The organism is Halanaerobium salsuginis, assembly GCF_900114545.1.
GTDB lineage: Bacteria > Bacillota > Halanaerobiia > Halanaerobiales > Halanaerobiaceae > Halanaerobium > Halanaerobium salsuginis.
Window position 1 is genome coordinate 44,692 of sequence record NZ_FOTI01000018.1, and the last position, 11,452, is coordinate 56,143.

Consider the following 11,452-nt stretch of genomic DNA (forward strand, 5'->3'; position numbering starts at 1 on the left):
ATGAAAATGTCAGACAATAAGCATTTAAAAAGTGTTATTTATCATATCTGTATTTTAACTCTTGGCTTAATGATGTTTTATCCTGTACTCTGGATGATAGCAAGTTCTTTTAAAGGGCATGCTAATGCACTAAGTCCTAGCTTAATTCCAGATCAATTTTTAATACAAAATTATTTTCAGGGCTGGCAGGGATTTGGAGATTTAACTTTTGCTACTTTTTTTAAAAACTCATTTATTATTGCTACTACTGCAACTATTGGTCAGGTAATTTTATCTGCAATGACTGCCTATGGTTTTGGCAGGATCCAATTTAAGGGCCGCAATTTTTGGTTTTCAGTTATGATTATCACACTATTATTTCCCCAACAGGTGGTAATGATACCACAGTACTTAATGTTTAATCAGTTGGGATGGATTGATACTTTTAAACCATTAATTTTACCTAAATTTACGCCATTACCATTCTTTGTCTTTTTAATGGTCCAATTTGTGCGAGGACTGCCTAGAGAACTTGATGAAGCAGCCCGGATTGATGGCTGTGGAGTTTACATGATTTTCTTTAAGATTATTTTGCCGAATATAAAACCAGCTTTAATAACCGCTGCTATTTTTTCATTTTACTGGACCTGGCAGGACTTTTTTACTCCTCTGCTCTATATTCAGTCAACAGAGCTTTATCCTGTTTCACTGGCTCTTTCTTTATTTGCTGATCCCCAGGCAGTTACCAATTGGGGGGCAATGTTTGCTATGGCAACACTTTCCTTACTGCCAATCTTTTTGATTTTTATTTTCTTCCAGCGTTATCTAGTTGAAGGAATTGCTACTTCGGGTTTAAAAGGATAAATTAATGAGAAATTTAAATTAAATAATGGCAGGAGCCCTTCTGATTTTCAGGAGGGTTTTTTAAGCTATATCAAATAGTAGTCTAAGCTGGTTGTCCTTTCTCTGACTATATAATATAATTAAGTCAGCAGGAGCTGAAAAAATGAGAAAAAAATATTTTTTAGAAAAAGAAGTTAATAAAACTGTTTTAAATAACGCACTTAAATATTATCAACAGGGTAATATTTTGCAGTATAGAGTTAAACAATTAGCAGCTGATCTTTATTTAGTTAAAGCTACAGTTTCCGAAGTTGCTAAGTATCAAGTTCAGCTCAACTTTAAGCTAGCCAGTTCTGAATTTGAAATTAAACAGCATAATTGTAATTGTAAGGAACAGGAACTAGAATTTTGCCAGCATCAAGTTGCTGTTATTTATAAATTTTTAACTGAAGATTATAAATCTCAGAAATTGAGAGATAATATAGTTTTAACTGGTCAGAATAATGCACTGCCTGCTGATCAGATTGTTCGTCAAAAAATAAAACAGAAAAGTTTTGCCAGGCTGTTGAGGTTAAAAGAAAATCTGCAGCCAGAACAAAAACAAAAATTATCTTATAAAGTAAAAGGACTTAGTAGCCCGGGGCTGAAAAATTTTAGTTTACAATTTGACTCTGAGCAAATTAGTTCTCATGAAATAGAAGAAGTTGTTGATAGTCTTAATAGTGATCAACCTGGCTACTATGAGCAAAGTTTGCTGGCTAATCTTTTTGCAGGGCGTGAACTAGAATTATTGAAAAAATTAGCCAGTTTAGTTAAACGTAAAGGCAGAAGTCAGAACTCTCTTTTACTGACTAAAAATGAAAATAGTCTTGATTTTTTGCTTGAATTAGCAGCCGGGTTAAAAGTTTTGCTGCATGAAAATAAAAAACAGCTGCAGATTGGTAAACAGATTAAGGCTGACTTTCAATTGACTGGAGATTTAAATAAAGTTAAGTTTGAATTAGCAGATAATGACTTAGAAATTTATTGGGGAGAAAATAAAGATTGCTGCTGGACTTTGATCGATAATTGTCTCCATAAAGTTAAAGTTCCAATTTTACAGGAAATACCAGCTCAGTTCTGGATTCCCCCTTCCAATCAGGGAGAATTTTTGTTTGAAGTTTTACCTGCTCTGCAGGAAAATAATCAGCTTACCATAGCTTCTAATTTAACAGATTATAATTTGATTACAGAAGAACCGGCAGTTAAATTATCACTTGATTATCAGGCAGATGAGATTAGCTGTCAATTAGCGGTTGCTTTTGCTGAACAAAAATATTTTAATACTGAATTACTCAGTCTGGATACAGATCATAATTTATATCAGCAGGATCTAGAAGATCCTAAAACTTGGTATAGTAGAGATAATCAAGCTTTAGCAACTATACTTAATTTTTTAGATGAATATAATTTTAAAGTTAGACCTGGTGAATTTGTAATTAAAGCAAGTGATGATATCCAGGAATTTATTACAGATGGCTACCCACATATTCCGGAAGAATGGGAAGTTGAAGTTAGTAATAGTTTTGATAAACTTGAAATTAAAACAGTTAAGTTAGAACCAATTATTGAATTTGATGATAGTGATGGTATTAATTGGTTTGATTTTAACATTAGTTATAATTTAGGAGGGATAAGCTACAGCCGTCAGAAAATTATGGACTTAATTTCTTATAATCGGAAAGGAGAAGCTTATCTTAAATTTGCTAATCAGTATTATATTTTAGAGAATAGTCGTCAAGAAGAAAAATTAAGCCAGGTTTTAGAAAATAGTCAAGCCCAGGCAGATAGCTATCGTGCTCCTTACTATAGTCTGCTTTATTATCGAAAGCTAATTGGAGAATTGGGAATAGAATTTCGTGAGCAGAAAGTGTTTAACCAGTTAGCTGAAGATATTACTTCTCAAAAAGTGGTTGAACGATCAGAAGTACCGTCAGCAGTTAAAAATATACTGCGTGATTATCAGGTAAGTGGTTTTAACTGGCTCAATTTTTTAGTTAAATACAATTTTGGAGGAATTTTAGCTGATGAAATGGGACTTGGTAAAACTTTGCAGGTATTAACCTTAATTAAAAATCTAACTCTACAAAATCCGGCTCTTGTACTCTGCCCACGGACTTTAATCTATAACTGGCAGGAGGAAGCAGAAAAGTTTTTCCCAGATTTAAAAACATTAGTTTATTATGGGCAGCCAGAGGAAAGGCAAGTTCAACAGCAGCAATTTAAAGATTTTGATTTAATTATTTCTTCTTATGCAACTATCAGTCGAGATGTTAAGCAATTAAATCAGGCAAAAATTTCTTTTGCTCTCTTAATTTTAGATGAAGCCCAACATATAAAAAATCATCGGACTAAACGCGCTGCTGCAGTAAAAAAAATCTCTGCTCAACATCGTCTTGCTTTAACTGGAACTCCTTTAGAAAATTCTCTGGCTGAACTGTGGTCTATATTTGATTTTTTAATGCCTGGTTATTTAGGCAATTTTAATTATTTTAGAAAAAAATACTTACTGCCAATTAAAAATAATCAAGCTGATAAAATCCTTTTAGAACTAAAAGAAAGAATTGCTCCTTTTATTTTAAGGCGCAGCAAGAAAGATGTGCTGCAGGAACTACCAGAAAAAGTTATTAATTTACATCCAGTTAGTATGACTCAATTACAGGAAGATAGTTACAAAACTGTGCTGGAGGAAGTTAAAGGAGAACTATATCAGCAGGTTTCCCAGCAGGGATTTAATAATTCGCGGTTAAATGTTTTAGCAGCTTTGACAAAATTGCGGCAGATCTGTGATCATCCTTATTTAGTCTTAGGAGAAAAGGGTAAAAATCATAAATCAGGTAAGTTAGAAGCCCTCAAAGAATTAATTATGGATGCTGTTCAATCAGGTCATAAACTAATAGTTTTTAGCCAGTTTGTAAAGATGCTTAAATTAATTAGACAAGAACTGAAGAAAGTTAAAATCAAGTATCAATATCTAGATGGAGCTACTAGAAATAGAATGGCAAGAGTAAAGAGTTTTAATCAGGATCCTGAGATTTCAGTTTTCTTAATTAGTTTAAAGGCAGGTGGAGAGGGCCTCAATTTAACTGCTGCTGATATTGTAATTCATGTTGATCCCTGGTGGAATCCTATGGTAGAAAATCAGGCTACTGATCGTGCTCACAGATTAGGACAGCAGAATAAGGTTATGGTATATAAATTAATTGCCCGGGGAACAGTAGAAGAAAAAATGGTTAAATTGAAAAATAAAAAACAGCTATTATTTGATAATATAATTGAAAATAATATTAATCCTATTGATGCAGTAAGCTGGGAAGATATTCAACAACTATTTAGCTATTAAATAGTGTGTCTATTATTTAATAGCTTTTAATAACTATCTAGAAAATAGTTTAACTATTAAGCTTGAGATTTAAGGCTATTATTCAGGGAGATGAGGTAATGACCAGAAAAATAATTATTGACACCGATCCAGGAATTGATGATGCAGCTGCACTGGCAGTTGCTCTCAATGATCCCCAGCTAGATGTTTTAATGCTAAGTACTGTAGCCGGGAATGTTAATCTTAGTTATACTACTGAAAATGCTAAAAAAATACTTGATTTTTTTGCTAAAGATATTCCAATTGCACAGGGTAATAGAGCCCCGCTCTTAGTTGAATACGAAGATGCCAGTGAAATTCATGGAGAAACCGGTTTAAATGGCTATCAATTTCCTGTTAGTAAACGTGTGGTTTTAAGAGAACATGCTGTAATAGCTATGAAAAATAAAATTTTACAGTCAGCAGAAAAAGTAACCTTAGTTGCGATTGGTCCGCTAACTAATTTAGCACTACTGTTAAATATGTACCCTGAAGTTAAAACCAAAATAGCGGAATTGATAATTATGGGAGGCTCTACAGCAGGAGGTAATACTAATTCAGCTGCTGAATTCAATTTTAAAGTTGACCCACATGCTGCCCAAATTGTTCTGCAGTCTGGTGTTCCGCTAACTATCTTTGGACTTAATGTTACCAGCCGGGCCAGACTTAAACTGCAGGATATCAATCAAATCAAAACATTTGGCAGAACGGGAGCTATGCTTTATGACCTGTTTTCTCATTATCGGGGGGGAGATTTTGCTGCAGGACTGATGATACATGATCTATGTACAATTGTTTATTTACTGCAACCTGAATTATTTACTTTACAATATACTCATGTAGAGGTTGCTACTACTGGTCCAGCAGCCGGAACATTAATTGCTGATCTGCAGAATCGTTACTGTAAATCAGCTAATGCAAATCTCGCTGTAGATATTGCAGCAGCAGAATTTGCAGATTGGGTTAAAGCTAAATTTAGTGAATTAACTTAGAAAATCATTTTTAATAATCTTTAGTTAATTACTTTAATTTAAAAGCAGGAAATTTTAAGCTTAACTTTAATAATATATATTAGAGTCTTTTAATAAGGAGTGATTATAAATGATTCCAACAAGAAAATTGAAAACAGGTAGTGAAATTCCAGCAATTGGTTTTGGCACCTGGGATATTAGTCAGAAAAATGTAGCTGAAAAGGTAAAACTAGCATTAGAAGCAGGATATAATCATATTGATACTGCTGAAGGCTATAAAAATGAAGCTGGAATTGGAGATGTTCTAACCGGTCAGAGCAGAGATGATTTGTTTATAACTTCTAAAGTCTTACCTTCTAATCTTAATTATGAAAGTGTACTTAAAGCTTGTCAGCGTTCTTTAGAAAAACTAGGTACTAATTATTTAGATCTCTATTTAATTCACTGGCCTAATCCAGCAATTTCTCTGCGGGAAACTTTATCTGCTATGAAAACTCTAGTTGATCAGGGTCTAGTCAAGAATGTTGGAGTTAGTAATTTTTCTGTTTATCAGCTCAATGTTGCTTTAAAGATTTCTCCAGTTCCAATAGCTGTTAATCAGGTAGAATTTCACCCCTGGTTATATCAGCAAGAATTATTAGAGCTCTGCAATCAAAATGATGTTGTAATTGGAGCTTCTGCTCCGCTGGCCCGGACAGAAGTTCTGCAGGATGAAACTATTATTGAACTGGCAGCTAAGTATGACAAATCACCAGCTCAAATTGTTCTAAATTGGGAAGTTATTAAAGGCATAGTTCCTCTGCCCAAGTCAAAAAGCGCTGCTCATATTAAGGAAAACTTAGCTATTTTTGACTGGGAGCTATCGGGGGATGATGTAGCTAAGATTGACCAGATTACTAAAGAAAAAAGAGTTTACATGATTTCTCTTGATGATGAAACTTATGGAATTCGTTCTTAAATAAATTTAATTATAAAGTAGAAAAAACCAGGCTTTAAAGCCTGGTTTTTTGCTTTTCTTCTATACTAACTAAACTTTCATGAATTCTAAAAATAATTATTATACCTTCACAGGTAATTCGCCAGAGTAAATTACCAAAAACGAGTGCACTTAATCCTTCCAGAGGTTGGTTTCTAGTCATCATTACAACTCCACTAACTGTCAAGCTGAGAAAGCCTAAAAAATAAATTACTTTAATTAAGACTGGACTAACCATGCTTTTGAAATTAAAATAATCTCCCACTAGAATCACTCCTTTTAAATAATTATTGACTTTGATTTACAAAAGTTTACTTAAGCCAGGTTGCTTGTAAAAAAAGTTAGTTTTACTGTTTGCTTTTATTTTGCAGTCGATCTAGTAAACTGCTAACTCTTTTTTCAGCAGAATTTTTTTCAGCAGCAGCCTGCTCAAATTTAAGTTTAAGAATACTGCCTTCAATAACTTTTTCTGGTAATTCTTGAACTGGAATAGTAAAACTTTCTTTTTCTGCTGGTCTAATTAATAATTTAGCAATCCCTTTTTCTATTTTATCTACAGTAACTAGCATAAAAACCTCCTTTATTTATTAAATTTTTTATTTGATAGTTATTCTATTTTTCCAGTGAGCGAACTTAACTTCACTAATTCCTTTAACATTTTTAATAGCAGAAATAGCTTGAAAAGGTCCATGTTTTTTGCGATAGGCAATTATTTTTTTAGCTGTTGCTGGTCCAACTCCCCAGAGTGATGTTAATTCAGCAGCTGAAGCATGATTGATATTAATTTTTTTGTTTTTATAGTTAGATGCACTATTAGCTTTAGTCTGCTGCTGATTAGCATTAATTTTTTCCTGATGGCCAGTTAAAAGCTGCTTTTCACTTGCTGTTTTCAGTACTTTAACTGCTAAAGCTGTTCCATTTGAGTTAACAACTATATCTCCATTAAGATCATTGCGGTAAATTTTGCTGCCTATTTGATGGTAACGATTAATTATTTTTTGTTCAGGATGACCATAATTATTATCTTTACCAACCTGAAATACTGCTATCTCAGGCTGGACAGCTTTAACAAAGGCAGCTGTGCTTGAACTATCACTGCCGTGGTGGGGTACTTTAATTAAATTAGCCTTTAAATCAAAATTATTCTGGAGCAGTTTGTTTTCAATTTCTTTTTCCATATCACCAGTAAATAAAAACTTTTGTTTTTTATAACTTAGCATAAAAACTAGTGAAGCATTATTAAGTGAATAATCATTAACATTTTTATCTGGATTTAAAAATAATAAACTGAGCTGTCCAATTTTAATTTTATCACCAGTTCTGGGGAGCTTAAAATTAATCTGCTTGGCTTCAATTGTCTGCAGATAATTTTCGTAAGTCTGAGAAGTATGAATGCGACCGCTATCTAGAACATTATCTACCGGAAAATTATTTAAAACAGCAGCTAAGTTACCAATATGATCTGAATGAGGATGAGTACTAATTATATAATCCAATTTTTTAACATCTTTATTATTTAGATAGTTGATTATATGTTCTGCTGTTTGATCATCACTATCTCCACCATCAACCAAAATATTACTACCATCTGGTCCCTGGATCAGGATACAATCTCCCTGCCCGACATCAATAAAATTAAGCTTTAAATTATGAGCAGCTGAATTAAGGCTAAAAATTAAAATAAGAATTATACATAAAAAAACATAAAAATATTTATTCTTAAAAAATTTAGGCAATATTTTCATTTCCTTTCTTAAAATTTATTTAAAATTTTAGTAAAATTATTTAAATAAGATACTCTATCTTTACAATATTTATTTCTGGGAAAAAAAGCAGAATCCTTTTAATTAAAGTAAGATAAATTTATTCTCTAGTTAAAATTAAGTAGTAATTATCTTGCTAAGTGCTCTAATGTTAATTTTTTGTTAATAAATAACTTTTAAACTTTTATTCTATCTGATATAATTAAAAAAAATTTACTTAAGGCTTAGGAGGAATATTTATTGTCAATTTCAAAAAACAGACTGAGATTAACTAGATTAGCTAATTTAGTTTTTTTAGCTTTTCTGATTAAATATAATTATTTAATGTTGGAAATTTTTTATGCCCCATCGATTCCAGCTCTACTTTTAAGAAATTTATTGTTTATTGTAATTTATCTTAAATTTATTGAACCTCTGCTTATTTACAGAAAGATAAGACAGAGGTTATTCTTTCTTTTAGCAGTGTTTACTTTATTTTTTCTGAGTAATTACTGGTATAATAGTTATTTTGGTAATTTTATTGGGATTAATGATATTTTTTCAGGTGAAGGAACCAGTCAATTTTCTATGTTTAAGGTGCTTTTGCTGCAGATTATTAGATTCAGAGATGTGTTTTTTATTTTTGATTTAGTCTGTCTGGCAGCTTTTGGTTTTCTTGATTTAACTCAGAAAAGCTTTGCACCTATTTCTGATTTTATTTCTTTACAAAATAAACTTAATCTATCTAATCTGAAAGTTTATTTGCTTTTAGTATTTTTGCTTTTAACTCAGTTTACAGTGGGAGCAGTTCAGTTACGATCAGCTAGTCCAGTTAACTTATATAAATCAGGTACCCCATACCTAGCTTCAGTTTATGGAATTTCATCAGTTTATACTATTGAAGCTTATAGCTATTTTCATCGTGAAGCAGATAAACCTGCTCCTGAATTAAATGATATACCATATTATAGCAGTCAACAGCAGCTTAGTGGCAAAAAAACTTTGCCAGCTAAAACTAATGTAATTTTAATTCAAATTGAATCTTTAGATGCAAAAATTATTGATTATAAGCAGCAAAATAAATTAGTAACTCCTTTTTTAAATAGTTTAAAAAAAGAGAGCATGTACTTTGATAATTTTTATGCTCAAAAAGTGAATGGTAGTTTTGATGCTGATCTGTCTGTGCTTACTTCCTTATATCCAGTAAATCGTAGTTATGTTTTTCGAGATTTAGACTTAAGTAAGTTTAAATCACTCCCTCTTCTGCTTAAAAAGCAGGGTTATCAAACACTTGCTTTTCATAATAATAATCGTGACTATTTTAATCGGGCTGCAGCCTATCCAGATCTTGGATTTGATCGCTTTTACAGTAAGCGTGATTTTAAAGAAGATATTTACCCAATTCCTGAGGAAGAGGGGCTGGGAATTAATGATTATGACTATTTTAATCAAGCAGCTGAAACAATTAAACAGGCGGCTAAGCAGGAGAAGCCATTTCTGGCTTATTTAATTTCGTTAACCAGTCACACTCCTTTTGATTTTTATCCTGAAAGTGCTGCAGAAGATTTTCCTGAAGTTAATAATATGTTGGTCAAAAATTATTTTAAATCAATTAACTTTACTGATCAAGCTTTAAAAAATTTTTTTGCTAAATTAAATCAGGCGGGGATACTGAATAATACATTAATTGTTATCTATGCTGATCATGAATCAGAGATTAAAACACTGGAATATAATTCAAGCCGAGAATTTACTTTGTGGAAGAAGGTTAAAATACCATACCATATTCCATTATTTATCAAGTATCCAGGATTAGAAGCTGGTATATCAGAACGGGAGGGTACTACAACAGATATTACTCCCACTATTCTTGATTTGCTCGGTTTTAAAGAATTACCTGAACAATTTGTGGGCAGTTCGCTTTTATTAGCTGATGATGAACCAATTTTATTTTTACATGAAACACCAGAGCTTTTATATAAAGATCAGCTATTTATTAAGGAACTTGCTAAGTTAACGAAAGTAGGCTTTGTTAAGGATCGGGAACAAGATGTTAATATTTCCGAGCATAAACTAGCTGAACTGCAGGAAATTATAGATTATATGCGTGATATCTTTATGATTAACGAAGGAGAAATATTTAAGGAGGTGGAATAATTAAGCTTTTATTAATAGCTGTAATTCTTGTCTTAATTGTTGCTTTTATTTATTTTGAGCTTTATTATTTACTGAGGCCTTCTAAACTTGGTAAAAAAATAATTGCTGATTTTAAATTTGACTATCCAATTTTGGTTGCACACCGAGGTGCCTCTTATCAAGCGCCTGAATCAAGTAGAGCTGCTATTGAGCTAGCTATTGCAAGTGGGATTGATTATATAGAACTTGATGTGCAGAGAACTGTTGATAATAAACTAATTATTTTTCATGATGACAATTTAAAACGCTTAACTAATGCAGAACAAGTCTTTCCAGAACGAAAAAACTATCAGCTGCATAATTTTACTTTGGCTGAATTAAAAAAGCTTGATTATGGTTCCTGGTTTAACGAAAAATATCCTGAACGAGCTAGTAAAAATTATCGTAATTTAGAAATTATGACTCTAGCAGAAGTAGTATCATTAATTAAAAATGCTCCGGCGAAAGTTGGTCTGGCTCTGGAACTCAAAAATCCTTATTTATATAAAAATATTGAAGCAGAGCTGGTTGAAGTATTAGAACAGAATCAATTGCAAGAAGAAAAAGATAAAAAAGCCCGAGTTATTTTTCTTTCTTTTTCACCACTTAGTCTGGAAAGGCTTTCTGAACTCAGACCACAATCACCGAGGTTATTGTTAACTAAAAGTAACTTTGCGAGTAGAAAACGCTGGCATGGTTGGCTTGATATCACCGCAGAAGTTGCCGATGGTATAGCACCTAAGGGACATGTTAGTTTTCCCTGGTATATTGGTGCTGCCCATAAAAGAGGTTTATTTGTACTGCCATATGTAATTAATCGTTCCTGGCAGTGGCAATTTCTTTCCTGGTTTAGTGCTGATGGTTATATTACCGATAGACCCGGCTTACTGAGTAAAATTTATCATAGAGCCCAGGAGTTAGAAGAAAAAGCTGCTGAATTAAAAGAAGATGTATTTCAGGATTAATTTCTTAATTTAATAGCATTTTACTTCTGCTCTATGTTATAATCTAAGAGATATCAATTAAATGAAGTTTAATTTTATGGTTCTTTGACAAATGTTGTGAAATCTAAATAGCACCGTTTGAATCATGTTATCTCTTTGTTTTTTTGAATTACTCTTAAATACTTAGCAATGATAAAAATACTCGGCGTTTTAAGTTTTCAACTTTGGGAACACCGTAGCCAATTCTTTTGATTAATTTGATTTTGTTGTTTAATCCTTCAGCAAATCCGTTGGTTATTCTAGTTTTAAAATAGTTAATAATGTGTTGTTCCCAGCGTTTTACTGTTCCTTTAGCTCTATAGAAAAGATTTAATTTAGACTGACTAACATTTTCATACCAGTTATTTAAAGCTTGAATAGAC

10 protein-coding genes are annotated in these 11,452 nt (G+C 32.2%); 6 read left to right on the top strand and 4 right to left on the bottom strand.

Annotated elements, in window-relative coordinates:
• From BMZ74_RS07390 to BMZ74_RS07405, 4 genes are all read left to right on the top strand, one after another.
• Nucleotides 1-843, top strand: coding sequence for a carbohydrate ABC transporter permease (locus tag BMZ74_RS07390; protein WP_218142060.1), 843 nt, complete (start codon nt 1-3; stop codon nt 841-843).
• A gap of 142 nt (nt 844-985) precedes the next feature.
• On the top strand, nt 986-4,204 hold the full coding sequence (locus tag BMZ74_RS07395) for an SNF2-related protein (RefSeq protein WP_089861578.1): 3,219 nt from the start codon (nt 986-988) through the stop codon (nt 4,202-4,204).
• Between the two features lie 98 nt (nt 4,205-4,302).
• Nucleotides 4,303-5,214, top strand: coding sequence for a ribonucleoside hydrolase RihC (gene rihC, locus BMZ74_RS07400; RefSeq protein WP_089861579.1), 912 nt, complete (start codon nt 4,303-4,305; stop codon nt 5,212-5,214).
• A 109-nt stretch (nt 5,215-5,323) separates the two neighbouring features.
• Nucleotides 5,324-6,151: an aldo/keto reductase gene (locus BMZ74_RS07405; protein ID WP_089861581.1), complete on the top strand. Its 828-nt coding sequence runs from the start codon at nt 5,324-5,326 to the stop codon at nt 6,149-6,151.
• Nucleotides 6,152-6,185: 34 nt separating this feature from the next.
• Here BMZ74_RS07405 and BMZ74_RS07410 read toward each other — a convergent pair whose 3' ends face one another.
• The 3 genes from BMZ74_RS07410 to BMZ74_RS07420 all read right to left on the bottom strand — a co-directional run bounded on the left by BMZ74_RS07410 (nt 6,186) and on the right by BMZ74_RS07420 (nt 7,905).
• Entirely contained in the window at nt 6,186-6,434 is a 249-nt protein-coding gene (locus tag BMZ74_RS07410; RefSeq protein ID WP_089861582.1) for a DUF4282 domain-containing protein, read from the bottom strand.
• Nucleotides 6,435-6,516: 82 nt separating this feature from the next.
• Nucleotides 6,517-6,738: a DUF3006 domain-containing protein gene (locus tag BMZ74_RS07415; RefSeq protein WP_089861584.1), complete on the bottom strand. Its 222-nt coding sequence runs from the start codon at nt 6,736-6,738 to the stop codon at nt 6,517-6,519.
• 27 nt (nt 6,739-6,765) lie between these two features.
• The gene (locus BMZ74_RS07420) at nt 6,766-7,905 is read right to left on the bottom strand and encodes an MBL fold metallo-hydrolase (RefSeq protein ID WP_245750846.1); all 1,140 of its coding nucleotides are present in this window, start codon (nt 7,903-7,905) and stop codon (nt 6,766-6,768) included.
• A 267-nt stretch (nt 7,906-8,172) separates the two neighbouring features.
• On the opposite strand from BMZ74_RS07420, the gene BMZ74_RS07425 reads away from it, so the two are divergent.
• The gene (locus BMZ74_RS07425) at nt 8,173-10,068 is read left to right on the top strand and encodes an LTA synthase family protein (RefSeq protein WP_245750847.1); all 1,896 of its coding nucleotides are present in this window, start codon (nt 8,173-8,175) and stop codon (nt 10,066-10,068) included.
• Nucleotides 10,069-10,199: 131 nt separating this feature from the next.
• Entirely contained in the window at nt 10,200-11,051 is an 852-nt protein-coding gene (locus BMZ74_RS07430; protein ID WP_245750848.1) for a glycerophosphodiester phosphodiesterase family protein, read from the top strand.
• Between the two features lie 154 nt (nt 11,052-11,205).
• Here the strand turns inward: BMZ74_RS07430 and BMZ74_RS07435 are convergent.
• On the bottom strand, nt 11,206-11,452 hold a 247-nt coding region (locus BMZ74_RS07435; protein ID WP_143070141.1), incomplete at its 5' end, for a transposase.

What these genes read in the sequence shown, in the direction of transcription:
- rihC (WP_089861579.1), top strand. Translation starts at nt 4,303, where the DNA reads ATGACCAGAAAAATAATTATTGACACCGATCCAGGAATTGATGATGCA.
- BMZ74_RS07395 (WP_089861578.1), top strand. Translation starts at nt 986, where the DNA reads ATGAGAAAAAAATATTTTTTAGAAAAAGAAGTTAATAAAACTGTTTTA.
- BMZ74_RS07405 (WP_089861581.1), top strand. Translation starts at nt 5,324, where the DNA reads ATGATTCCAACAAGAAAATTGAAAACAGGTAGTGAAATTCCAGCAATT.
- BMZ74_RS07390 (WP_218142060.1), top strand. Translation starts at nt 1, where the DNA reads ATGAAAATGTCAGACAATAAGCATTTAAAAAGTGTTATTTATCATATC.
- BMZ74_RS07415 (WP_089861584.1), bottom strand. Translation starts at nt 6,738, where the DNA reads ATGCTAGTTACTGTAGATAAAATAGAAAAAGGGATTGCTAAATTATTA.